Source organism: Streptomyces sp. NBC_00435 (genome assembly GCF_036014235.1).
In the GTDB taxonomy this organism is placed as follows: Bacteria; Actinomycetota; Actinomycetes; order Streptomycetales; family Streptomycetaceae; genus Streptomyces.
Window position 1 is genome coordinate 181,751 of sequence record NZ_CP107924.1, and the last position, 24,109, is coordinate 205,859.

Sequence of the window (24,109 nt, forward strand, 5' to 3'; positions counted from 1 at the left end):
TGGTCAGCCACGGGTGGCAGTGGCTACGACCCGTGCGACGGCAGGGTTCTTCGGGTTCCCATACCGAACTTCGGTGCGCCCCACGGGGAGAACGGTGTCCTGAGAAACTGAAACATATTCAGGCTTGGATACCGTAGTGGTCATGATGTCGCCACCGAGGAACCCGCCGAACTTCACCTTGCCAACAGGGTCGTACAGGAAGAATTCGCCGCCGGAGTACCGACGGCCGAGGCGCTCCTCATCCAACCGCAGAACCCAAGCATAGATGGGGCAGGGGTGAGCAGGGAAATTCATCACCATTTCCGCCTTGAACCCGTCCAGCTTTGCCCCCTTGAACGGAGAGGCCGGGGTCTGGCAAGCAGCCGCAGGATTCGCAGGCCCGGAGGCTTCGGCGGCCTGAGCACCCTGAGCGAGGACGAGACCGAGCGAAGCTGCCGCCACGGCCACTGAAGCAGATCGGAATAGTACGCGGTTGAACATTTTTCTCCATAAGAACAGCCAACAGGGACGGGATGTCGAGAACCCTCCCGAACCGGCAAAAGACTCGCCGTGATGATCATGCATATATTTTCCGTGCACACAAACCCAGAGGCAGGAATCAGCCATATTCCGAATTGCCGAACTGACCCTTGAGCTGTAGACCTTGACGGGTGGGGTGAGCGCTCCGCCCCGAACGGTCCGCTCCGGGACCTCCCCCGGAGTCCCCCGATCCAATCGGGCCGACCCGACGGATCCCGGCACCTCGTATGACATTTGTACTCCGCACGACAGGATCCGAGGCCCTGCCGGAGCGTTCGTCGCTCTCCGTAGACTTCGCATCATGTCGAAATCACACGCAACTGGACGAGAAGATGCCTGGGAAGGCGTCGTCACCGGGAGGTCCCGGGGCATGCTCGACGGCTCGAACATGTACCACTTCGTCGAGGTCCGCCTCGTGGACGGCGCATCCGTCAAGGTCCGGGTCAGTCGCCCACTCTGGAAGTCGATCGCGGTCGGCGACCGGATCACCAAACGGCCGAACGCAGACCCCTGCAAGGCGTAGCCCGCTCGGGGCCCACCGCCACTCGTCGGAGCCCTCCTCGACGCCCCGGGGCCGTGCGGCTGCCCTGGCTCCACTGATCGACCGCTTGAGCCTGCCGGTCAGAGCAGGATCTCGACGTAGCCCTCGGTGCCGTGCACGCGGATCCGCTGCCCGTCCCGGATGAGCCGGGTGGCCCGGTCCACGCCCACGACGGCCGGCAGCCCGTACTCCCGCGCGATCACCGCGCCGTGGGTCATCGGGCCGCCCACCTCCGTCACCATGCCCGCGATGGCGACGAACACCGGTGACCAGCTGGGGTCGGTGAAGGGCGTGACCAGGATGTCGCCGGGCTCGAGATCGGCCTCCGCCAGATCGAGGATGACGCGGGCCCTCCCCTCGATGGTCCCGGCGGAAACCGGCAGGCCGACCAGCGCACCGGCCGGTACGTCCTCGCGCCGGTACACCCCGGAGACGGCCTCACCGTCCGATGTGAGCACCCGGGGCGGAGTGAGCGCGTGGTACGAGCGGAACGCTTCCTTGCGCCGCCGGATGAGTCGGCCATCCGCCCGGTGGGAGCGCACGAGCTCGTGGAATTCCTGGAAGGTGAGGTGGAAGACGTCCTCCCGCTCGGCGAGCACGCCGGCACGCACGAGCCTCTCGGCCTCCCCCATGAGGGCCTGCTTGTAGACGAAGTAGCGGCTGACGATGCCGTACTTCGGGTACTCCCGGTATCCGATGAAGGTTCTGACCCGGTCGATCATCCGCTGGGCCTCGTCGGCCTTCCGGTCCCCGTCCGGCAGGGAACGCAGGCGCGACAGCACGTCCTGCTCCTTCTTCAGCGCCTTCTGCCGCCCCTGCTCGAAGCGCCGTTCGGCCGCGCCCGGCTCGAAGTTCCTCACGTTGTCCAGGATCAGGGGCACGAGCGTGCTGGGGCGCTCGCGCCAGCGTGGCCTCGTGATGTCGATCTCGCCGACGCAACGCATGCCGTACTGGTCGAGGTAGGCCTCGATGGCGTCGCGCGCCCCGGTCCCGCCCGGAAGCTTCGCCAGCTCGTCGAGGAAGCCCTCGTCCTCGACGCCCCGTAGGAACTCCACCACCTCCGGCAGTGAACGGATCACGTCCGCGACGTCGAGCAGCGCCAGTCCCATCTCCGACGTGATGTTGTCGGGAGCGGACAGCGTCAGCGTGTCAGCCGCGTTCTTCTCGCCCAACCACTCCCGCAGCTTGTCGTTGAGCCACCATGTGGCCTCCATACCCGCCATGATCGCCTGAATGTTCAGCGGATCACTGAGAACCCGCTTGTGCTCCTCGAAGGCCTCCAGCAGGAAGTCGAAGAGCTCCGCTCCGGTCTTCGTCCGGATGTCGCGCTCAAGGGCGGCGACGGACGCCCGACTGCGCTCGATCAGGCCGGTGACGATCGTCGGATCGGTCTCGATCGGGGCGGGCGGGGCGCCGGCCGGGGGGCCGGCGGGATCTGGGTCCGGGAGGGACGGGACGAAGTCGTCGTCGAGGACGGTCTCCAAAGCATCCCTGACCAGCGGGTCACCCTTCCCCAGGACGTCCAGGAGGCCGGCACGGCTCCCGGGCGAGGCCAGGCGCCGGGTGACGTCGACGAACAGCCTCCCGCCGGCCTCGTGCATGGGCACCATGGCTGTCAGCTGCCACATGGAGAGCCCCAGGGACCTCATGGGGTCGGTCATCATCTGCCCGTGGCCGACGGAGACGTAGACGTGGTTCTCCTGGTCGCCGCTCTCGGGTACCGGGAACAGCGTCGTGATCGGCCGGCTCTGAACGATCTGGAAGCCGTCGTCGACCAGGCACCATTCGATGTCCTGCGGGCGGCCGAAGTGCGCTTCGATCCGGCGCCCGAGCCGCACGAGCCGCACGACCTGCTCGTCCGTCAGCGCAGGCTGCTCCTGGCGGTGCGAGTCGATCGCCACTTCGCGCGTGCCGCCGGCCGGCAGGGCCTGAACGGCACTCCGCTTGGCGGCGATCGCCTTGGCGATGACTTCGCCGTCCCGCACCTTGAATACGTCCGGGTTCACCAGGCCGGAGACCAGGGCCTCGCCGAGGCCGAAACCGGCGTCCACGGCGGCGACCTTCCGGTTGCCCGTGACGGGATCGGCCGTGAACAGGACGCCGGACGCGTGCGGGAAGGCCATCTGCTGAACGACCACGGCCATCTGGACCGTACGGTGGTCGATCCCGTTCCGCCGGCGGTAGGTCACGGCCCGCTCGGTGAACAGCGAGGCCCAGCAGCGGCTGACGTGCCGGAGGATCTCCTGCGGCCCCACGACGTTCAGGTACGTGTCCTGCTGGCCGGCGAAGGAGGCCGTCGGCAGGTCCTCCGCCGTCGCGCTGGAGCGGACGGCGTAGGCGGCTCGCTCGCCGTACCGGCCGAGCGCCCGGCTGATCGCCTCGGCGATGTCGCCGGGGATGGCGATCCCTTCGACGGTCCGACGGATCTGCGCGCTGATGCCGCGGACGGCCTCCCGGTCCTCCGGATTCGAGCGCGACAGCTGATCGAGGAGGTCGTCGATCTCCGGCGCCTGCGCCATGATCCGCCGGAAGGCGTCCGTCGTCACGCAGAAGCCACCGGGCACCTCTACGCCCTCGATCCGCGACAGCCCGCCCAGGTGCGCGCCCTTGCCGCCGACGACCGCGACCTGCGTCTCCTCGACCTCATGCAGTTCCAACACATACACACGCACGTCGTGCCCTCGTTCCGCAGGTTGTGGCCTCGATCGATGATTCTGCGCCGCGACCGGGGCCTTGTGGCAAGCCCCCCTGTGCGCTATAAGTTGAGAGCGGCAAGGAGAGAGCTCTCCTTGTCTTTTCTTTTTGCCGTCGAGCTGATGACCTCCGGCCGCCAACCACCTCACCCAGTGGATGTGGTGCGTTTTACGCGCCAGACGCGGTGCCATTGTGGTGCGCATCCGATGATTGAGACGTCTGCCGTGGAACACCTACCTCCGCACCCCGACACCGAGCGCTACTCCGTGACGCTGGGCCCGCCAGCCCGGCACCGGATTGCCTACGCCCCGTCGGCAATCCGGTGCCGGAGCTCGTCGTAGGCCCAGGCGGCGAGGGTCGTCGGGGTGGTGGTCCGGACGGTCCGGTGCTGTTCCGGCACGAAGTCCTCGCGCAGGCCGGGCGACATTCCCAGCACGGCCTCGACCAATCCGTCGGTCATCCCGGCCTGGCGGAGCTGGGCGCGCATGGAGTCGTCGGTGATCCTTTCGACGCCGATCCGCCGACCGGTGGCGGCGGTGAGGATTTCGGCAACCTGCCGCCAGGTGAGGTCGGCAGGCCCGTGAACCGCCTGCACGCACCGTCCCGACCAGGCGGGAGAGAGCAGGCGGGTGACGGCGACCTCCGCGATGTCGCGGGGTGCCACCCAGGCCATGGGCTGGTCGAGGGGAAGGATCACCTGGAGGGTGCCCGCTCGTAGGGCGTCGAGCTGAAGGTCGAGATTGGTGAAGAAGTAGCCGCAGCGCAGGTGGGTGACGTCTACGCCGGCGCCGTCCAGAGCGGTTTCGGTGCGCGCCAGGCCATCGATCTCCCCGGCACCGTGCCGCTTCTCCGCTCCTACGCTGCTCTGGAGGACGACCCGGCCGATCCCGTTCTCGGTGACGGCGCGGACCACGCTGACGGTGGCACGGGCGTAGTCGGCGAGGGGATCCTCGCTGCCGTTCGTCGGGTCCACCCAGAACAGTGCGTCGACGTCCCGCGTGGCCGCGACCACCGTGTCGGCGTCGTACTGGTCGACTGGCACCGCGTCCACCTCCTCACGGATCTCGGGAGCCAGCCGGCCGGGATCGCGCAGCAGGACGCGTGGCCGGACTCCGGCGCGGACCAGCATCGCGACGACGTGTCGGCCGACGTGGCCCGTTGGGGTGGTGACGGCGATCCGCATGTGTTCCTCCTTCTGCACGGGTTCCTCCTTCGGATACTCCGCTCCAGGCCAGGCCGGGTCGTGGGCGACTCGCCGATCGCCTTCAGCGACCGCATCGGCCATGCCCGGTCCGGCGGTCTGCAGGGCCCGCGGTTCAGGCGTTCGCCCGGTGCGGGGTGACGGCTCGTCGGGGCGCGGCGTGGTGGGTGGGCCGAGGGGCGGGTGGGAGGCGCCGCAGCTGGTCAGTGGCTGCGGCCAGCAGGATGGTGAAGAGGGTGAGCAGGAGGGTGCAGACCCACATCTGCCGGCTTCCGGGGTCCAGCCATCCCGTCCAGCCGGCCGCGGCTGCCCACAGCAGGGCTCCAGCCGCGTAGTAGGAGCGCAGACGGCGTAGCTGGCGTGCGGCCCGCAAGGATGTGGGGAGTTCGCGCTTGGCTGCCATGCCCGCCCGCCTACCCCGAAGACGCGCAGAACCACAGGATGAACGGGGTGCGGGGCGCGCTCGGGCAGCGGCGGCCCCTGGGCAGCGATTCGACTTCGCCGTGACGGCGGTCACGTCAGCGGGTTCGCACCGCTGGTGGGCGTGGTTTCCGGCCGTCACCTGGCCGCCTGCCCATCGTTGGGGGTCTTGTCTTGCCGGTTCGCAGTCAAGGAGCCCGATGCGCAAGAGCATTGCCGTTGCCGCCGCCGTCATGTCCCTGGCTCTGCCAGCTGTGGCCGCCGCTGCGCCAGCAGCAGGGCCCGCGCCGTCCATCGCCGGACCACAGGTGAATTCCGTGGCCCTGGCCAACGCCTTGATGGACAGAATCCAGGGACTGCCCGGTACCCAGGCGCAACTGGACAGCATCACGGTCGGGTCCGTGACGATGACCACCCGCGTCAGCGAGGGCACACTCGACGTCAACGCCTTCCGCTTGCGGGACTTCACGGCGCAGACGGATCAGCAACTCGCGAACCAGCTCGCGGCCAATCTCCACGGCGGTCGCGACTCCCGCCGTCCAGGAGGGCGCTCTCGAGGCGGCGGACCCGTCGCCTGCCGAGCGCGAGGCGATCACACGCTGGGCCGATCCTCCTCCGCGCGGGACAGGGCTTCGGTGATCAAGCGGGTCGCGAACGCGGGGTCGCCGGTCATGCGATTGATGTGCTCCGCGAGGAGGATGGCGGTGGCCTCCAGGGGGTTCATCTCCTTGTCGGTCCAGTCTCCGTACTGCCTGCGCCACAGGCTGGGACTCAGGCCCGTACCTGCCGCGATGACCAGGCCGGCCATGGTGGGGATGGCCTCGGGGGGCACGCTCCGGTGCATCGTGCCCATGGTGGCCACGAGGTTGGGCACCACGTACTCGATGACGTCCTTACCGTGTTCCTCGTGTGCCTTCCGCAGCCACGTCATGAACATGTAGATGAGCGTGCACGCGCCGTCCAGGAGATCATCGGCCTGCCCCGGATCCAAAGACGCGACGAACTGCTCCGTCAGCAGCCGCTGCTCGACTCCGGGCCCGGCCTTGTCGTCGTAGATCGCCTTGAGGCGCGAGTCGATCACCATGAGCGCCATACCCACATCGCCGGCCGGAGCGTACTGAGGGTCGTAGGACGATGTCACTGAGCCTCCTCGGTGTCGGCGGAACACAGACCTGCGCGACCGTCGGCGTCAGCTGGCCATGGATCTCGCTGTCGACGCGTCGGGCCACGGTGCGGACAGCCCGTACCACCCATGCCGGCACGAGCTGCACCGACCTTATCGGCGGAAGCCTCTGCGAGGAGCGAGTTCTCCCGGACGAGGAAACAGGACTCCGCCACCAACCACAACGCCCGCTCGATCCAGCCCTGGCGCTGCCACCAGCCGATCGCCTTGCGCGCGACGGGCAGCTCCCGGTTGACGGTGTCGGCGTCCATCTCGCCCCTGCGGCCGGAACGCCTCGCCGCAGGTCACGATGATCACGGTGGGGGCTCTGCCGCAGTAATCCGGTATTTACCGCGACAGGCGACGAACCGGAGATCACTGGCAAGTTGCCGTGTCCTTGATGACCGCTTCCGGTTTGAGGTCGTCCCGGTCGGCAGCCCCCGAGAACTCGGGTGGGTTCTCAGTGGGTGCGTCCCGGTGGGGGGATTTTTCAGCCCATGTCGTGGCTGGAACGCCAATGGGGTGATTTCCGTATCGGGCGGGCGACCACACTGATGATCAAAGGACACCTTCGTCGCCGAACTCAGCCAACCCCTCGCTGGACAGCAATTGTCCCAGCAGGCCGAGGAGGCACCTGTGCCGCGCAGTTGTCCGCCTGAGTTCCGCCGATACACGAGAGCACGCCAAAGATGACTGAACGACCGTGGAAAAGTTCTATCGCGCCTGGAGCGCTGCCGCTTGTGGGGCATGCGCTGCGACTGAGCTGGAAGCCGCTGGACTTCCTGGCGGCGATGCCCGCCCACGGTGATGTGGTCGAGCTCCGGCTCGGCTCCACACCGAATTACATGGTCTGCCACCCCGACCTGGTTCACCGGGTCCTGGTCGACGACACCACCTTCGACAAAGGCGGTGTCCTCTTCGACAGCGCCAGGGCGGTGTTCGGGAACGGCATCGTGGCGTGCCCGCGCCAGGACCATCGCAGGCAGCGGCGGCTGTTGCAGCCCGCGTTCCACCGTGACCGGTTCCCGGCGTACGCGCAGGTGATGAGCAGGCAGATCGGGCTGATCCTGGACGGCTGGCACGAGGGCCGCGTCCTCGACGTGCCCGCGCAGATGGGCGCCCTGGTGGGACGCATCGTGATCAGCACGCTGTTCACGGGCGACTCCGACGAGGTGCGCTTCACCGTGGAGACTTCGCTCGACGACGTGGTCCGAGGTATCTACCGCGAGATGTTTGCGCCACTGGCCCTGCTGTCGAAACTGCCCACGCCGGGCAATCGGAGGGCGCAGCGCGCGAGGGCGCGCATTCGCTCCGCCGTGGCCGACTATGTGGAGGACTTCCGGCGCGACGAGGCCGATCGCGGTGATCTGTTGTCGGCGCTCTTGGCGGCGCGCGATGACGAGGGCCGGCCGCTGGACGATGCGGAGATCCACGATCAGGTTGTGAATCTCATCGTCGCCGCGTTTGAGACGACGGCCGCCTTGTTGGTCTCCGTGCTACGGCTGCTGGCGCTTCACCCGGAGGTGCTGGAACGCTTGCGCGGTGAGGTCGACGGCGTACTCGGTGGCCGCATCGCGCACTGGGCCGATGTACCCCGGTTGGACCTGACACGCCGCGTCCTGACTGAGGCTCAGCGCTTGTACCCTCCAGGGTGGTTCGTCACCCGGGTGGCCACCGTCGACACGGAGCTCGGCGGGTGCCGCATTCCCGCCGGGTCCAGCGTGAGCTACAGCCCGTACATGATCCACCGCCGTGCGGACCTCTACCCCGACCCCTCTCGTTTCGATCCCGACCGTTGGCTTCCCGGTCCAGCCGCCGAGCGCGCGCGCACCGCGTACGTTGCCTTCGGGGGCGGTGCGCGCAAGTGCCTGGGGGATGCGTTCGGCATGGCCGAAGCCGTTCTCATCCTGGCCTCGATTGTCTCGCGGTGGGACCTGCGGGCAGTCGGCAGGATTCCCGACCCCAAGGCGCGCATCAGTCTTGGACCGCTGTCCCTGTCGATGCGGGCGTACCGGCGTACGTGGAACGACGCTGTGGAACCCGGCACGGACGCGGTGCCGCGCACAAGTGACGAATCGACGGGGACAGACGAGCGTGCGGTGGTGACGGTACCGCCCGCCCTCTCCGACGTGCCTGAACGGGCCGCCGCCGAGAACCACTGTCCGGTGACCGGGACGACGCACAGCAGCGTCGGGGAGGAGGCCGCGTGACCATGACTGTTGAGACGCAGCGGTACCGTGTGGCGACACACTGCCGCAGGGTCTTCCGCGACGGCGTGTACGAGTTCTCTTTCGAGGGACCCTTCACGGCGCATGGGCTGACGTCCGTTGCCGGAGCCGGGGAGGGCGCACTCGTCGCCAGGACGCCGAGGGGCCGCACGCTGGTCATGCCCGCCGACAGCGTCCGTGCACATGTGCGCTCGGCACCGGCCGGACCGGGTGGAGTTCCCTGGTCCCCTCTCTCGGATGCCACGGGCATCTGCGCCTGCGGAACCAGCTCTGCGCAAGACAGCGTTGCAGCACGCTGCCAAGCCGGTCCGCGTACGATCCTGCTGGATCTCTGCGCCGACTCCGCGGGCACTGGACAGGCCGTGCAACTGACGGCGGACGAGCGGGGACGTGCGGAGGCCTACACGGAGCTCGCACGGGGACTGCTTCTGCGCCCTGATGATCCCGCGTCGGACGGCATGGCGGGGAACGCGCTCGGGGTGCTGCGCGCCGAAGCCGCGGTACGGGAGTGGTATGCACGCAAGGCGGCGCGTGGAACCGCCGGTGGAGCCGCGCCGACGACGAAGTACGTCCACCGGGTTCAGGATCCGATGTCCCCCGGGCTGAGCGCCGTCTACGAGGCGTACGGTGCGTCCGAGATGGCCTCGACCATGGGCGAGGGCGCCTGGACCGCGCTCGGCGCGAGTCTGCTCCTGCTCGGCGGACACGCGCCAGCCGGTACGCGTGACCTCATCTGCAGGTACATGTGCGGCGTCGTGTGCGACGACTACGCACCGGAGGCACGGCGCACATCAGCCGGGGAGGGCCGGCGCCGCGAAGCCGAAGCGCACACGCGTAAGGAAGCGGTGGCCGAGACGCTGAGGTCGGTCGGCGAGTTGTGGTCACGTCGACTGATCCTCAACGGGAACATGGTCAAGGCACGCTCGCTGCTGATACGACCTGCCGACGCGACACTGGCCGACTACGCGACCTCCCTGGTTCACCTGCGCGCGGGGCGGACGCTCGACGCGCTCGTCTGCGCGCGGGTCGCCGACTTCGGTACCGACGCTTACATGGAGATCAACCCCCGCACCGCATCGAGGTACCCCGCGGGGTACCTCGACGACCTGAGCCTGTGCGGCTGCATGGCGCACGACATCGTCGACATGGCAACCGACGAGCGGGAAATGGAAGTCCTCAACATTGCGGCGCACACCGAGACGACGCCGACGGCGGACAGCGGCCTGTCCGGCCGCTTCGTCGCGGACGTCCTCGTGGCAGCGCCGACGGTTGCCGCCGCCGGAGACCCCGGTGCCGACGATGCCGTGAGGGTGCCGTACGGCGTCATTGCCTGGATGTTCGGTACGGGCCGCTACCGCGCCTGGGAACGCGTGATGGAAGTCGACGGTCTGGCTCCGCCATCAGGCACGGCCTCCCCTATGTTCCTGACGGCCCTGCATGCCGAATGCGCGGCGGTGATCGAAGCCGCGACATCGTCCGTGCCGTACGCGGACGCCGTCGTCGCACTCCTCACGCTGGGCGAGATCACAGCCGAGCACACCGGCGGCATCACGACCTGGCGACAGGCGGCGAAAGCACTCCTGGAACGCGCCGGTCGGATAGGGGCGATCGCCTCGTGCACGGAAACCCTCGCCCACACCCGCGAACTCTCCTCACTGATCGTGGGTCAGGGAAGCCCTGCGGAACTCGCAGCAAAGACACGGGCGATGCTCGGCACGGTCATGGCAGCCGACCTGGCGGGACATGAGGTGCAAGACGCCTACCGCGCGCTGTGCCTGCCGTTGGTCGCGGCATTCGTCCTCGGTGGACTCTGCGACACGGCAGCCGCAGGGAGGCGCCTACGCGAAGGCACCGGCCAGGCCGCGCGGACCTGTTGACCGGGCCCTGGGGCAGAGGGGCCCGCAGGCGAGGGAAGCAGAGGTCATCTAACGCCTCTCTCTGAACCGCTGGCCGTGACTGAGCGGGACCGTTGGCCAGAGCGGCCAACGGTCCCGCTCGTAGATGTACTTGTTGAACGTGCGCAAACTCAGCCGGTCAAGGGCGCGCCGACAACGGCGGCTGCGAGGCGCCCCCTGACCTCAGGCGCTCGGGCACTCCTGGGTGATCGCCGGGTCTCCGTGTGCGGGCGTGGAGGGGCGGGGTGCCGCTCGACACGCTGGGTCCTGTTCGGCGGTTCCGATGCCTTGGATTTCGTGAGTATGCGCCAAGTTGTCTTCACTGCCATGGTTTTCGAAACTCGGGGTGAGTGAGCTGTGGCTGTTGGTGACACGGTGACGTGGCCAGGGCGTTTCATCTGTTCGTCCCGGCCTGATGGGTGTTCGGTTCGGGGATATTTATCGGCCGGGGTCCCTTCGGTGTCCTGGGCGTTCATCTCGTCGGCGTGCAAGATCGCCTGACTTCCACGTCCTTGCAGACCGAGAGTTGCAGAAGGGGCCGTTCAGGCGCAGGGATTGCAGGCACCTTGCTCCAGGCCTGTTCTTCAAGGACGTTCTGCTGTTGAAGACCGCACTGTATTCGTCATGCCTGTGCCGCACATGCTGCCGCCGTCCCCTGGGGCGGCGGTCGATGAGGAGTTGTTGATATGACCCGGTCCACGTCTGATTCCCCTTCCCCTTCCCCCTCCCTGTTCGGGACGCGATCCCGTGCTGGGCGGGGCTTACGTGCCGTGCTCGCTGTCGCGGCTGTCGCCGGGGCCTGCCTGGCGCTGCCCGCTGCTCCGGCGTCGGCCGCGACGTCGAAGATCGTGATCCAGAGTGGCGCGTTCCGCGGCTACAAGCTCTGCGCCAGTGCCGAGGACCAGTACCTGCACCTGAAGCCGCTCCTGACCGCCGATGGGTACTGCAATTGGAGGCAGTGGGGCGCCAACTCCCAGTTCACCCTCTACAACCCGGCCAAGGACCAGGTGATGGCCTACACCGGAGGCAATGAGGGGCTCGTGGTGATGGAGGACTCCGGTACCTCTCCCCTCGGCATCAACGGTGAGCTGTGGTCCTGGGGCAGCGAGGAGGGCTGGGGCGCCGCGGCTCTGCAGTCCTTCTCCGACAGCGGCCAGAACGTCGACGCCAAGTCCCCCGGCGACCAGGACGTTCCGCGCACCGACCCGGTCCGTACCCGGGGCTGGCGCCACGGGTTCCAGCGCGAGCTGACCTGGAACCCCATCGCCCTGTAATCCCAACCGCGGTGATCCTGCGGCCGCACCCGGTCATCACTTCGACTCTCCGAGGATGAGCTTCTCCGTGGTTTCGGGCATTTGGCTGAATCGGGCTGGCCAGTCGGCCACGATATACGGTTCGTCTTGCTCGTTCAGTCCGAGGAACATGTGACCGTGGTCGAGTTCTCCCAGTAAGTGGAGACGGCAGACGATCTCCTCGCTCCAATGGCCGAATCGGTCGGCTTCACCCAGGGAGAATGGCGGTCGATTTCGAATGGTTCCCGTGCTCCGATGAACCCGGGGTCACCGTGTCCTACGGTCAGCTCGGCGGACTCACGGAGAATTTCCGGGCCGCGGGACGGACGTGAAAACCGTCTGGTTCCAGCCGCTCTCGCCACGGTGCCGGGTCGGCATTCCGCGCCGGGTACCAGCCAGCACCCGCGTGGGACCCGTTCAACCTCGACTGACCAGCCGGCGGACCAGGCGCCTGCTCCGCCGGCTGGTCACGGACGAGCCGGCCGCGGAAGGGCGGAGATCCGTGACCGCGGGGTGCTGGGCTTCCACGGGTAGGCGGTGCTGCGGCCGGGGCGTGGAGGGATGAGTGCCGCGCGGGCTGTGGGCGTCGGTGGTACCGGTGCCGCCGGTGATCCCCGGCGCTCCGAGCATGTTGCGTCTCCTCGTCTGCGAGGCCGCGGGCACCGCCCCGGGCAGGATGTTGTGCGGGCTCCCCCAGAACACAACCCGCTCCCCTCCTGCAGCAGCAGCTGCGGTGGGTGGGCAGGCCGGTGGTGTGCAGGGCCACCTCGTTGAGCCACGCCATCAGCCCCGGCCCGGGGTACGCCCGGCGAAGGCCAGTCCGCGCAGTGCGTTGCGCAGCGCCACCATGCCGGTCGCGGCGTCGATGCCGTGCCCGGCGATGTCCCCGGCCGTCACCAGGCCCCGTCCGCGGGCAGCGGCTGGCCGTTGGGCCAGTCCCCGCCCACCCGGTACTCCTGGGCCGCGGTCGGTAGCGGGCCGCGATCTCCAGCCCTGGCGCGGCCTCCAGCGCGGGTGCCTCGGGGACGATCGCCCCTGGAGCTGGCGGACGACCCGGATGCGCGGCGCCGCCCTCGCATGCGCGGCGCTGAGCCGGTCGAAGCTCGCGGTCGGCGCCAGTTCGGTGCGGCGCTGGGCGGAGACCTCCTGGTACACGCCGGCCAGTCCGGTCAGCGCGCTTGCGTCGAGGAGCGGCTCGGCCGTGATCCGGACGTGCCGGACGCCGCCGTCCTCGCGGACGACCCGTAGCAGTGCGTGTGCGCCCGCGTGCCAATGGGTCAGCGCGGGCATCAACCCTTGCGGCGCGCCGACGTCCTCCCGGTGCAGCCGCGCGCCGATCCTGCGCGGGGCACAGGCGCGTCCGTGCGGTCCAGGCCGAAGGTGGCGGCTGCCTGCTCGCTCCACAGGGTGCGGCCCATCCGGAGATCGCCGTCGAAGGAGGCGACCTGCTCGTGGCGGCCCAGTACGCGGCCCAGGACCGGGCTGTCGTCCGCACGGTCCCGCGGGACGGCGCCCCGGGCTCTCCCGCCGGCGTCGTGGACGTACTCGACGCTCCAGCCCTCGGCAGGCTTCCGCCCGGTGCCCAGGATGACCTTGGCGCGGCTGCTGGAGCAGATCCGGCAGCCCCGCCACGATGCGCGGTCCCCCCGGCCCGTCGGCCTCCCAGTCCGGGATGCGGGCCGCGGGCTCGCACAGGTCGCCCAGGGCCCTGCGGAGCGGGCCTTCGAGCGGGTCGGGTGTACCCCACGCCGCCCGCAACAGTCCCGCGACCTGGCCCCGCGCCCGTACGGGAAGCAGTGCGCGGGCGCCCTCCGCGACGGCCCCGGGGAGGCGCGCCGGGCCGGTGGCGAGGCCCGCGGGCAGCCAGACGGGGGCGCCGCCGGCCACCGCCTCCGTGCAGTGGGCCCCGCCCTCCGGCGGGACCCACTGCCAGTGCGCGGCCTCCTGGCGGCTGGCCCGGCCTGCCCGACGAGGGCCAGGCAGTCGCTCTCCGTACGCCGCCAGAGGAACACGGACCGTACGCCCAGCGGTCTCGGTCTCCCTCCAACAGGGTGGCGACGGCCTCGCCGGCGCTCTCGGCTGCCAGGAGGGCGGCGGACCCGCGGCGGACCCGCCGGGCCCGGGAGGCCGTCGAGGCCCGGGAGGCTCCGCCGTGTCATGCCCTTCGGGGACCTCGACGACCACGGCTCCGACGGCGGCGTTGACGATGTCGGCGGCCAGGTCCACCGCTCCGAACGCGGCTCGTCAGCGGTCCGTGGCCCCGCCCGTGGCTCCGTCGGGTTCGGGCACGCCGACGGCGGGGCGACGTCATCACGGCCCCTGCCTGCCGTCGAAGTGGGCGGGCATACCCGTACACCGGATTCCACGGTCACCCGCCGCGCACGGGCCGGTCCGCGTCGTCAGCGGGACGGCTGGTCCGCCCTGGTCAGGGCATGGACGGTGCAGGGGCGGCCGAGGACGGTGTCCTCGCGCAAGCGCGTGAATCCCAGGCGCTGGGCAACGGCCGCCGAGCCGGTGTTGTCGGGGTGGATCATGGCGGTGATCTGCCCAAGCCCCAGCGGGCCGAAGCCCCACGCGAGGACGGCACGGGCCGCTTCCGTCGCGTATCCCCGGCCCCAGTGCGGGCGGGCGAAGGTCCAGCCGATCTCGGTCTCGCCGAACTCCTCCCACCAGTTCAGGCCGCTGCGCCCGATGACCTCGCCGGTGCTGCGCAGCTCGACGGCGCACAGGCCGTGGCCGCGGGTGGTCCATTGCTGCTGGATGGCGTGCAGGCGGGCGGCGGCCTGCGCGCCGGTGTAGCTGCCGACGAACCGGTTGACCTCGGCGTCGGCGTGCAGGCGCACCCACCAGTCAGTATCGGCCTCCGTGAGCGGGCGCAGGCGGAGGCGTTCCGTGGTGATCACTTTCATTCTCTCCTTACTGCCGGCCGGACCACTGCGTGAGCGGCGGTCCGGGGGGTAGGCGCCCTTCGACAGCCGAGTCCGCGAGATCCCTCGCGATCGGCCTCGAACGACGGAGGGGCCCTCCGATGGCACTGACCGTATCCCCGCGCTCGGCCGAACCAGAAGGCGCAGCCCCCTCACGCGTCACGGCGATGATGACGATGGGCGTCGAGGAGGAGTTCCTCCTCGTCGACCGCCGCACCCGGGCCCCGGTGGGGCGTGGCCCCCGAGTCATAGAAGCCGCCGCGCGCACCCTCGGCCCGCTGGTGCAGCCGGAGTTCTTCACCGCCCAGGTGGAAGTGTGCACCAGCCCCACGGCGAGTCCGGGCGCGCTGCGCGCGCAGTTGGCCGGGCTGCGGGACGAGTTGACACGCGCCGCGGCTGCCGAGGAATGTCTGCTGCTCGCCGCCGGAACCCCCGTCATCCCTCCGGAGCATCCCCTGACGGTCACCCGCGACGAGCGCTACGGGCGGATGGCCTCGCGCTACGCCTCGGTCCTCGGCGCCTACGACCAGGCCGTGTGCGGATGTCACGTCCACATCGGAGTGAGCGATCGTGCGCAGGCCCTCGACCTCGCCAACCGGATGCGCCCCTGGCTGCCCTCGCTCCAGGCCCTCGCCGCCAATTCCCCCTTCGACCGGGGCAGGGACTCCGGCTACGCCAGCTGGCGCGCCGTCGAGCACGCCCGCTGGCCCACGGTCGGGCCCTCGCCGCTGCTCGACGAGGCGGCGTACGATCGCTGCGCCGACGAGCTCGTGCGCAGCGGAGCGGTGCTGGACCGGCGGATGATCTACTGGTACGCCCGACCCTCGGAGCACGTACCGACCCTGGAGATCCGCGTCGCCGACGTTAACGCCGAGATCGACACCGTCGTCCTTCTGGCGGTCCTCGTACGGGGCCTCGCCGCCACCTTCCGTACGGAGTCGGCCGCCGGCGCCCCGACCCCTCAACCGCGGCCGGACAGGCTCCGCGAGGCCCACCGGCGCGCGGCCGCCCACGGCCTGGACGGCGAAGGCCTCGATGCCCTCAGCGGCGCCTCCGTCCCGGCCTGGAGCCTGGTCGCCCGGCTCCGGGAAAGCGCCGCCCCGGGACTCGACGCGGCGGGGGACCTGTCCCTGGTCGACTCCCAGCTCGACCGCGTCCGCGCCGAAGGAACCGGGGCGGCGCAGCAAAGAGCGGACCACCGCCGCTCCGGAAGCCTGGAGGGCGTGGTGGACGGCCTTGCGCGCGCCGTGGCCCAGGCCTGACAGGAACTTCGAGGGTTAACGCAAGGAACTGACCACCGACCCGCGGCCCGGGAGCGACTGCCGGGCGTTGACCGGACGGTGTGGCCGTCGCGGCCGCGGACGACGAGCGACGGGCTGGTGGACACGGCGTGGTAGCCCCAGTTGCCGTGCCCCCACGTACCGGACCAGGTTCCCGTCGCCCTGTACGGCCAGGGTGTACGCCCTGCCGCTGCCGCTGAAGGCGGACACCTGCCCACTGGTGGCTGTCCAGGCGCCGTTGGAGCACCAGATGGCCGCCGCCGTTAGTGCGCCGGGGCCCGACTTCAGGAGCCGATGAAGCGAGTGGCCCCCACGAACGGGCGGTTCGTCAGTGGCTCCTCCCGCACCCTCTCCCCGGTCTTGGGCGAGTTGATCATCATCGGTTCGCCCTTCTCGTTCGTGCCGACGTAGATGCCCACGTGGGTGACGCTCGAGGTGCTGCTGCCGAAGCCCACGACGTCACCGGGCCGGAGGTCGGTCGGCGACGTGATGCGTTCGCCCTCGGCAGAGCCGGCGGGCGCCGCGCCGCCGCCCGCGTCGAACTGCGGCTGGCTGTCGCGCGGGATGGTGATGCCGAGGGCGGAGTACACCTGGCTCGTCAGGCCGGAGCAGTCGTAGCCGAACCCGGCCGTGCCGGACCACAGGTACTCCAGACCCAGGAACTTACGTGCTTCGGCGACGACTTCGTCGCCTGTCACGCCGGACGTCGGGACCTTGGCAAGGTCGCCGCGCTCGAAGTAGATCGGGGTGCCGTCGTTGGCCCGGGCCTCCACCACGGACGGGACGCCCGCGACCGGCTTCACGGCGAACTCCGTGTTGAACGAGTACTCGGTTCCTCCCTTGGACCGAGCCCCCGCTGCCAGTGCCCGACGAGAGGCGTAGCCCCGGGCTGTCGGGCCGGTGACGCGCTCCGCGGTCGTGCCGGACGGGGCTTTCTTCCGGAGCTTCGTCAGCTGCCGGTCGGGCATCCAGCCGGGGTAGCCGGCCGCATCCCTGGGCGTGGGCTGGCCGTGGACCAGCACCTTGTCCCAGAGCACGCCGTCCTTGGTCGTCGTGTCCACCACGGTGACCCTGCCGCCGTACAGGGCCTGCGTCTCACCCGGAACATCTCGACGCAGGTTGATGTCGTGGGCCATCGCCGCGAACCAGCCCCGGATGTCAGCCGGGTTGGTGAGGGCCTTCGCGTCCACCGTCCGTACTTGGTCGGGGCTCACCCAGATCTGGGCGACGGACACGTCCACGTAGCAGGTCCTGGCGCCCTTGCAGGCGGCCGAGGCCGCCGAAGGGGAGACACCTGCGGCCGAGACGTCGGGCGCCAGAGGAACCAGGGCCACTGCGGCGCCGATGGCAACGGGAAGCGCGATATTCGAGAGGGGCATACGACGATTGTCCTGCGCGAGCCGCACCGGACCAGAGACCGATCGGCCTACGATGCGGCTGAATCGGACCGGCGGACAGCCCGGACCGGTGTCCAGTTCACAGACGCGGGTATCCATGGCCCGGCGGCGGGTACTCCCGGCCGGGTAGATCGGCAACTCCGTAGAGCACGATCCGCTCGAACTCCGACAGCTCCCCCGGCTCCCCGGACCCGTCGGCGGCGGCTTCGTCGATCGCCTTCAGCAGCCGCAACGAGCGCTCCTGATCCGCCTTCTCCCCGGGCGAGACAGCCGGACGCGGTGGGCTGTCCGGAACGGGCTCCGCGGCCGGGGTGCGGTCCAGAGCACCCGATCGCCAAAGGCTGGACAGGACGACGCTCCCGGACAGGAACGACAGAGCAAGGCCCGCGTCCGTGTACCCGGACCAGACGGCCCACCAACTACAGCCCTGCAGGAGCGTCCCCGCGAGCGCGGTGAACCCGACGTGGCGCTCCCTCTCCGACATCACCACAGCGCCGCTCCTCCCCACCAGCACGAGTTCCGCATACGAATGACCAATCACCACAGGCGGCAACATTCCGGGATCCGCCGAACTGCTGCCGGATGCGGCCCGACTTCCCGGCGGGCACGGCCTGCTGACGGTGTGCGGGCATGGCCGGGGCTGCGGCCGCCGAGCGCCCCGGGCTGCGGCCGGTGCCGTGGTGGAGCGGGAGCGTGCGGCAGCACCAGCCGAGGCCCCGGGGCGCGGCCATCAGGGGGGCGCCCCGGGGGGAGGATCTGGTGGGTGCCCTTCGCTGGCAGCGCCACCGTGATGCGGGCGCTGCCAGGGCCGATGAGCAGGAGTACCTGTCAAAGCCGACCGGCACCGACCACGAGCACGCACGCGTCGTCACACCGTCAAGAAACACCGTCATAAGCAGAATCAGCAGCCGCGTCATCCACCGAGTAGTCACCAGAACCATCACTCGGATCCTGGCCCGACCACTCGACCGGAGCCTCCTCCTGAACCGGCTCGGACCACTCCTGCACAGGAGCCTCCACAGACTCCTCCTGCAGCGCCGGCACCGGCTGCTCCGCCTCAGCGACCTCCTCCGCCGGCACAGTCTCCACCGGCACAGGCTCCGTCTCCGCGGACACGGCCTCGGCAGGCGGCGCCTCCGCAGGATCACCGGCTGCCTCCACGAGAGCACCCTCCGGAGACCAATCCCGTTGCACCGACTCCGGCTGCTCATCCTGCTGAGCATCCAGATCACCCGGAGCGAACCCCGCCTCCCTCTTCATCGGGCTGCGCGAGACATCCGCCGGGCGGGCAGCCAACGCGGACCCTGACGGCTGCTCCGCACACAGTGTCTGGGACGTGCACGCATCACCCCAGCTGCCCCCGCCGCCCTCATCGTGCACCCCGTTGTCGGCATACCAGGACGGCTGCGGAACCTGAGTCTCAACCCCCTGCCCACCAGTCGACGGGCCCGCTCGCTCCCGGTCGACCGTCGGCGGCGCAGAAAGCTGATCCACGACTTCCTGCCCTCCGGATGACGGCACCGGAGCCTGGGCCTGACCTTCCTGGAGCTGTCGGCTCAGATCCTCGATGGCCTGCTCGGCCTGGTTCCTCCGACCAAACGTGGTGAAGTCTCCACCCGGATATACGGACGCAGAGGTGTTCCGGACTTGATCGCCCCACGGAACAACAATCTCATTCGCCCCCTCCCCGTCATTCATCCTGAGGATGTAGTTGTTCTGGGCGAGATATCCCATTACCGCGCCGGGTTCTGTGCCAATCCTGGTTCCATCGGGATCGAAATGATTCCTGATGGAACGCAGGACGTCATTCGGGTCCACTTGCCCATGAGGGTTTCCCGGATCGTAAACCGTGATGACCTGGGAACCGGAAGGTGGGGACACCGAGAACAGCCCGCCATAGGTAATGGCACTGGGGGCCTCCTCGCGGCGGACGTATCCGAGAGAATCCGAGCCGTTCTCGTACAGGTAGAGACCCTGCCAGTCCGGATCTCCATTCCCGCGGGTGGGGGATTCTTGGAACCTTCCTGTCTGGGCGACGCTGCGAAAATCATCGGGTGACCCCACGCCGCGGAAGAAGCTCCGACTCCCGACCGGCTGTACGTCCACAGAAAGCGCAGGCCCTCGCCGACCGTGGTCCGACGGACCCGGCTCCGTCACATCGGCCGCGATCGCCTGCCCAGCGCCGGTGCGGCACTCAGAAGCCCCCCAACACCCATAACGGAAACCACGAGAAGACCCTGCACAACCCGCCGCGACGCACCCGCCTTACCACGGCCCCGAACACGACGCCTCGAATGAGATCCCACAACACTCCCTCTTCCCCTGGGTCAACCGGAACACCACGTCCAGGACCTGATTTGGGCGGCTCTTGCCTGGCCGGGTGGAGAAACACCGACCAGGAAAGTGAGGACCGCCCAAAACACCAGACCAACGGAACATGATTCCGACCCGGAGCGATAGAAAGAATCCTCCCAGTGGACCAGGGACAAGGAATCAACCCCAAGTCCCAACTCACCCCCCACCACACGGCCCGGCTCCCAGAGCCACACCGCTTCCAACGACGCGAACACCGGCACCGATATACAACCCACGGACGATGGACAAGCCCCGAAACCACAGCGCCACGCCACGGCCACGACCGCACAACAGACGTCAGCACCCACCCCGACCTGCCAAAACAGACCCTCATCCCACAGGGCGACCCCCCAACCGAAAGAACACGGGCCGGCCGGCCAGGCGTGCGGAGGGGGCCGACAAGGGCTTGTCGCCCTCCCCCGCACGACCGGCGGCTGGAGCGACGAGAGTGTGATCACGACGGAGATCCGGGGTCACGAGGCCGCGGCCCTTGAAGCGGCCCACCGGATCTCCGGCCCGTTCCTGTCCCCCGGCCCGATCCCGCGCATCCTCGGCCAGGACACCGTGCGAGTCCTCGTCCACGCGGACGTGGCCTGATCAGCCGAAATGGCTGACACCGTCGCTGTCCCGCCGGCTTTCCAGAAGGGCCGGCGGGCGGCCAGCCCCGCACCAGCAGGCCACGTTCACCGCCGCGCCGACCACGAGCTGGCCCCCGTCCGCACCCCTCCTGCTCGGGGATCTCGCGTCGCGGCAGTACCGGCTCCTCGCGATCGGCCGTCGCCAGCGCGCCGGCAGGCCCGCTGGCTCCGATCGCTCTTCGCCTCCTTCGCCCTACCGTCCTGGCACCAGACTGTCCAGGTAGGCCGGCGCCCCGGGGGTGAGTCGGCGGCGGTGGGTCAGTTGTAGACCTCCATGCTGTACAGCGAGTAGCCGTACGAGGTGCCGCGCTGGGTGAGATTGAGCCGGAGATAGCGCCCCACGCCTGCCAGACCGGTCAGGTCGTCCACCCCACCGTTACCGGTCGTCGTGGAGTACAGCGTCGTCCAGCTGCTGCCGTCCTGCGAGATCTGCACCTGATAGGCCTTGCCGTACGCCGCCTCCCAGGACAGCTTCACCCGCCCGATGCTCTGCGAAGACCCCAGATCGACCCGCAACCACTGCGGATCAGTCCTCAAACTCGACCACCGCGTCGTCGCATCGCCGTCGGTGGCGTTGGTGGCGGGGAACGCCGCCGTCTCGACAGAGGACGCGGTGGTGGGCCTGCCCCGCGCGAGGTCCGACCCGTAGACCTCGACGCCGTACAGCGAGTAGCCGTACGAGGTGCCGCGCTGGGTGAGATTGAGCCGGAGATAGCGTCCCACGCCTGCCAGACCGGTCAGGTCGTCCACCCCACCGTTACCGGTCGTCGTGGAGTACAGCGTCGTCCAGCTGCTGCCGTCCTGCGAGATCTGCACCTGATAGGCCTTGCCGTACGCCGCCTCCCAGGACAGCTTCACCCGCCCGATGCTCTGCGAAGACCCCAGATCGACCCGCAACCACTGCGGATCGGTCGCCAGGCTCGACCACCGTGTCGTCGCCTCGCCGTCGGTGACATTGGTGGGGGCGAAGTAATCGGTGAGGGTGGTCTTCCCGTCTGCCCTCATCACGGGTTCGATGCTGGAGGCGGTAACGGTCCGGTACTTGGCGAGGTCGCCGGACTGGGTGCCGGACTTGTTGCCCGGTGCGTGACCGACTGCGCCGAGGATCGGGAGGAAATCGGTGAACGTGGTCGTGGGCTTGGGCGATCCCCAGGTCTGCTGGGCGAGGACGGCCAGCGGTTTGGCGATGCCGTCAGCGATCTGCTCCTCGGTCTCCGCGGTGGGGGTGTCGCACCAGACGTGCAGCTTGGATCCCCGGTTGACGCTGGGGTTGGTGACGGTGCCTCCGTCGTCGAAGGTGTCCGGCGTCCAGGTCTCGTAGAGCTGGGCCGTCGGCGGCTTGTAGCGGCCGAGGACGTAGTACAGCCAGGAACGGGATTCGTTGGTCACCGTGTGGCCGGCATTGACCAGGGCCTGAGCGGACTGGCCGGCGGAGTTCCACTTCTCGGCGATGATGCCGGCCGCCGGGGTGACGGTGCCGTCGCCCTTGATGCCGTCCGTCCAGATACGGGTGGTCTTGCCGGCTGCCCGGACCAGGCCGTCGATGTGGTTGATGAAGCCGTAGAAGGTGTCGACGGCCTTCGCGGTGGAGCCGTAGTGCGCCCGGGCATAGGTCAACAGTTGCGGGTAGGAAGCGTAGTCGGTGAGGTACTCGTCGGCGCCGGTGTGCCAGTACGGCGCCGGGAACAGCGGAAGGTACTCCTGGACCAGGTCGTCGATCAGCTGGGTCGCGGCCGGGAGGGAGAGATCGACCTTGCCTGCCGCCGCAGTGCCGGACGAGTTCCTCAGCTGCAGTTCGGGGTGCTCGGCGATCACCGGGGCCAAGTGGCCGGGGGCATCGATCTCGGGCACGACCATGATGTGGTAGCGCGCCGCGTAGGCGATCAGGCCGGTGATCTCCTGCTTGCTGTAGTGCTGCGCCGAGACGACCTCGGGGTGGCTGGTGCTCTCGATCCGGAAGCCCTTGTCGTCCGAGAGATGCAGGTGCAGGTAGTTCATCTTGAGGTGGGCCATCTCCCGGATCTCCTGCCGGAGCCAGTCCAGGGTGAAGTACTTGCGGCCGACATCGACCATCAGGCCGCGCTCGCCCTTGGTGGCCCAGTCGCGGGCGGTGCCGCCGGGGACGGCAAGGCTCTGACGGAGCAGTTGCAATAGGCTCCGAGTGCCGTAGAAGGCCCCGGCGTCGGTCCGAGCCTTGATCGTGAGGACCGGGCCGGAGGTGAGGCTGTAGCCCTCGTCGCCGAGTTGGCTGTCGGTGGAACCGAGGGTCAGGACAATGTCGCCGGCCAGGGCGGCGGCTGGCGTGGCCGCGACGACAGCCGGTGTGATGCCGGTCAGCTGCCCCAGGTCAGCGGCGAACTGGCGGGCATCATCGTCGAGCGAGGCAGCGTAACCGGGGTCGACCAGTACCCGTGTGCTGGCGGCGAGGGCGAATCCGCCCGGCGCGGGGGTCCACTGCCGCAGAGCCGGAACCGTCCGAGGGGCGGCGGTGGCAGCGCCAGCAGGTACCACTGGAGGGAGCAAGGCAGTGACTACGGCGACGGCGGCGCCGGTCAGCACCGTACGGGCACGGAAACGGGATGCGAAGTGAGCCGCTCTGCCCGGCGAAGGCGTGAGGAGTGACGCCACAGATATCTCCTTGCTGTGGGGACCGCGCGGGCCAGGGGCCGCCATCCGGCTCGGTGAAGCAAGCCAAGGCCCCTCACCGCATCAGCCCAAGATCTTGACCCTCTTCGCAGGCGGTTGAATCGTTCACTCAGGGAGCCCGGACGCTGATCATCTGGCCGTGGCCACAGCCCTTACCGCCCTGAGGGAACGCGACGACGCGCAGCCTGACGTCGAGCACACTGCCACTATCGGAGCCTCCACCGGCGGGCGCCCCTCCAAGACACACCGTGGAGGGACCCGGTGGGACGAACCGTCGAGTGCTCCGCTCCAGCCCTCGCCGATGAGCGAGCGGACGGCGACCATCGAGGCCCCGCCCACCCACCCGGGTCGGCAGCAGGAACAGGACCCGCCCGCCCCGCGCCAGCTGGAGCGCGGCCACGACCGCCATAAAGGTTTTCCGGTCCCGCACGAGGCCACCACGGTTGCCCGCGGACCATATTCCGCGACCCGATTCCCGGGAAGGATCCCAGGTCCCGGACGCTCGCCCATACCGCATCCTCCTGGCGCGGCCGAAGACTCAACATCAACGGACTTCACCTCGTTGAACCCGGCGTGGTTCATCCGGAATTCGATAGATGAAGTCGGGACGGCAGGGGCGGATCCGCGGCTCCACTTGGCCGCGTGCGCCGGGTGGTACTGGTCACGTGTGGCGATCGTTCGATCGGCGGGTCGTTCCTCAGGATGACGGGCGGTTGTTTGCGCAGGCCAGATGGGGTTTGGAGGCCATTCACCTCCTGGCGTCCCTCCGCGTGATCGATGGACTGCGAGGTGTTCGACCGGCTGTCCATCGTCTGGAGGAGGTATCCGCCGGAGCTGGTTGGCGTGCCGAGAGAAGCGACCTATTCCCTGGACACCCCCTGCGTGATGAGGGCCGTTTAGGGCGTTGGGGTGAT

Annotated in this window: 18 protein-coding genes; 6 read left to right on the top strand and 12 right to left on the bottom strand. The window is 69.2% G+C overall.

Translation table 11 applies throughout. The features are described 5' to 3' along the window. Positions 1–3 precede the first annotated feature (3 nt). Entirely contained in the window at positions 4–564 is a 561-nt protein-coding gene (locus OG389_RS00810) for a hypothetical protein (protein WP_328296484.1), read from the bottom strand. A gap of 256 nt (positions 565–820) precedes the next feature. Here OG389_RS00810 and OG389_RS00815 point away from each other — a divergent pair, with 256 nt between their 5' ends. Then, positions 821–1,042 (top strand): DUF7489 domain-containing protein, encoded by a 222-nt coding sequence (locus OG389_RS00815; RefSeq protein ID WP_328296485.1) that lies wholly within the window; start codon positions 821–823, stop codon positions 1,040–1,042. A gap of 98 nt (positions 1,043–1,140) precedes the next feature. Here the strand turns inward: OG389_RS00815 and rph are convergent, their stop codons facing one another. The 5 genes from rph to OG389_RS00840 all read right to left on the bottom strand — a co-directional run bounded on the left by rph (position 1,141) and on the right by OG389_RS00840 (position 6,809). Further along, entirely contained in the window at positions 1,141–3,726 is a 2,586-nt protein-coding gene (gene rph / locus OG389_RS00820; RefSeq protein WP_328303417.1) for a rifamycin-inactivating phosphotransferase, read from the bottom strand. A 329-nt stretch (positions 3,727–4,055) separates the two neighbouring features. After that, on the bottom strand, positions 4,056–4,955 hold the full coding sequence (locus OG389_RS00825; protein ID WP_328296486.1) for an NAD(P)H-binding protein: 900 nt from the start codon (positions 4,953–4,955) through the stop codon (positions 4,056–4,058). Between the two features lie 115 nt (positions 4,956–5,070). Continuing rightward, on the bottom strand, positions 5,071–5,358 hold the full coding sequence (locus OG389_RS00830) for a hypothetical protein (RefSeq protein ID WP_328296487.1): 288 nt from the start codon (positions 5,356–5,358) through the stop codon (positions 5,071–5,073). A gap of 609 nt (positions 5,359–5,967) precedes the next feature. Beyond that, entirely contained in the window at positions 5,968–6,516 is a 549-nt protein-coding gene (locus OG389_RS00835) for a hypothetical protein (protein ID WP_328296488.1), read from the bottom strand. Further along, on the bottom strand, positions 6,513–6,809 hold the full coding sequence (locus tag OG389_RS00840; protein ID WP_328296489.1) for a hypothetical protein: 297 nt from the start codon (positions 6,807–6,809) through the stop codon (positions 6,513–6,515). Before OG389_RS00840 ends, OG389_RS00835 begins: the two co-directional genes overlap by 4 nt. Before the next feature lie 417 nt (positions 6,810–7,226). Between OG389_RS00840 and OG389_RS00845 the strand changes: the two genes are divergently transcribed. The 3 genes from OG389_RS00845 (at position 7,227) to OG389_RS00855 (ending at position 11,934) form a co-directional block, all read left to right on the top strand. Beyond that, entirely contained in the window at positions 7,227–8,747 is a 1,521-nt protein-coding gene (locus OG389_RS00845; RefSeq protein WP_328296490.1) for a cytochrome P450, read from the top strand. Positions 8,748–9,127: 380 nt separating this feature from the next. Further along, a complete protein-coding gene (locus tag OG389_RS00850) occupies positions 9,128–10,642 on the top strand; it encodes a hypothetical protein (RefSeq protein ID WP_328296491.1) in 1,515 nt (504 codons plus the stop codon). A gap of 788 nt (positions 10,643–11,430) precedes the next feature. Further along, on the top strand, positions 11,431–11,934 hold the full coding sequence (locus OG389_RS00855; RefSeq protein WP_328296492.1) for a hypothetical protein: 504 nt from the start codon (positions 11,431–11,433) through the stop codon (positions 11,932–11,934). 801 nt (positions 11,935–12,735) lie between these two features. Here OG389_RS00855 and OG389_RS00860 read toward each other — a convergent pair. Together OG389_RS00860 and OG389_RS00865 are read right to left on the bottom strand one after the other, a co-directional pair. After that, a complete protein-coding gene (locus OG389_RS00860) occupies positions 12,736–13,242 on the bottom strand; it encodes a SpoIIE family protein phosphatase (RefSeq protein WP_328296493.1) in 507 nt (168 codons plus the stop codon). Between the two features lie 1,109 nt (positions 13,243–14,351). Beyond that, on the bottom strand, positions 14,352–14,861 hold the full coding sequence (locus OG389_RS00865) for a GNAT family N-acetyltransferase (RefSeq protein ID WP_328296494.1): 510 nt from the start codon (positions 14,859–14,861) through the stop codon (positions 14,352–14,354). Positions 14,862–14,980: 119 nt separating this feature from the next. Here OG389_RS00865 and OG389_RS00870 point away from each other — a divergent pair, with 119 nt between their 5' ends. Further along, positions 14,981–16,141: a carboxylate-amine ligase gene (locus OG389_RS00870; RefSeq protein ID WP_328296495.1), complete on the top strand. Its 1,161-nt coding sequence runs from the start codon at positions 14,981–14,983 to the stop codon at positions 16,139–16,141. A gap of 302 nt (positions 16,142–16,443) precedes the next feature. Here OG389_RS00870 and OG389_RS00875 read toward each other — a convergent pair whose 3' ends face one another. The 3 genes from OG389_RS00875 to OG389_RS00885 form a co-directional block, all read right to left on the bottom strand. Further along, the gene (locus OG389_RS00875; RefSeq protein WP_328296496.1) at positions 16,444–17,538 is read right to left on the bottom strand and encodes a C40 family peptidase; all 1,095 of its coding nucleotides are present in this window, start codon (positions 17,536–17,538) and stop codon (positions 16,444–16,446) included. A gap of 97 nt (positions 17,539–17,635) precedes the next feature. Beyond that, the gene (locus OG389_RS00880; RefSeq protein WP_328296497.1) at positions 17,636–18,040 is read right to left on the bottom strand and encodes a hypothetical protein; all 405 of its coding nucleotides are present in this window, start codon (positions 18,038–18,040) and stop codon (positions 17,636–17,638) included. Positions 18,041–18,432: 392 nt separating this feature from the next. After that, a complete protein-coding gene (locus OG389_RS00885; protein ID WP_328296498.1) occupies positions 18,433–19,620 on the bottom strand; it encodes a hypothetical protein in 1,188 nt (395 codons plus the stop codon). 741 nt (positions 19,621–20,361) lie between these two features. Here OG389_RS00885 and OG389_RS00890 point away from each other — a divergent pair. Further along, positions 20,362–20,508: a hypothetical protein gene (locus OG389_RS00890; RefSeq protein WP_328296499.1), complete on the top strand. Its 147-nt coding sequence runs from the start codon at positions 20,362–20,364 to the stop codon at positions 20,506–20,508. A gap of 299 nt (positions 20,509–20,807) precedes the next feature. On the opposite strand, the gene OG389_RS00895 is transcribed toward OG389_RS00890, so the two are convergent. Continuing rightward, positions 20,808–23,060, bottom strand: coding sequence for a family 20 glycosylhydrolase (locus OG389_RS00895; RefSeq protein ID WP_328296500.1), 2,253 nt, complete (start codon positions 23,058–23,060; stop codon positions 20,808–20,810). Between the last annotated feature and the right edge of the window lie 1,049 nt (positions 23,061–24,109).

What these genes read in the sequence shown, in the direction of transcription:
- OG389_RS00875 (WP_328296496.1), bottom strand. Translation starts at nt 17,538, where the DNA reads ATGCCCCTCTCGAATATCGCGCTTCCCGTTGCCATCGGCGCCGCAGTG.
- OG389_RS00880 (WP_328296497.1), bottom strand. Translation starts at nt 18,040, where the DNA reads ATGTCGGAGAGGGAGCGCCACGTCGGGTTCACCGCGCTCGCGGGGACG.
- OG389_RS00840 (WP_328296489.1), bottom strand. Translation starts at nt 6,809, where the DNA reads ATGGACGCCGACACCGTCAACCGGGAGCTGCCCGTCGCGCGCAAGGCG.
- OG389_RS00815 (WP_328296485.1), top strand. Translation starts at nt 821, where the DNA reads ATGTCGAAATCACACGCAACTGGACGAGAAGATGCCTGGGAAGGCGTC.
- OG389_RS00870 (WP_328296495.1), top strand. Translation starts at nt 14,981, where the DNA reads ATGGCACTGACCGTATCCCCGCGCTCGGCCGAACCAGAAGGCGCAGCC.
- OG389_RS00830 (WP_328296487.1), bottom strand. Translation starts at nt 5,358, where the DNA reads ATGGCAGCCAAGCGCGAACTCCCCACATCCTTGCGGGCCGCACGCCAG.
- OG389_RS00845 (WP_328296490.1), top strand. Translation starts at nt 7,227, where the DNA reads ATGACTGAACGACCGTGGAAAAGTTCTATCGCGCCTGGAGCGCTGCCG.
- OG389_RS00810 (WP_328296484.1), bottom strand. Translation starts at nt 564, where the DNA reads ATGCATGATCATCACGGCGAGTCTTTTGCCGGTTCGGGAGGGTTCTCG.
- OG389_RS00860 (WP_328296493.1), bottom strand. Translation starts at nt 13,242, where the DNA reads ATGCCCGCGCTGACCCATTGGCACGCGGGCGCACACGCACTGCTACGG.
- OG389_RS00865 (WP_328296494.1), bottom strand. Translation starts at nt 14,861, where the DNA reads ATGAAAGTGATCACCACGGAACGCCTCCGCCTGCGCCCGCTCACGGAG.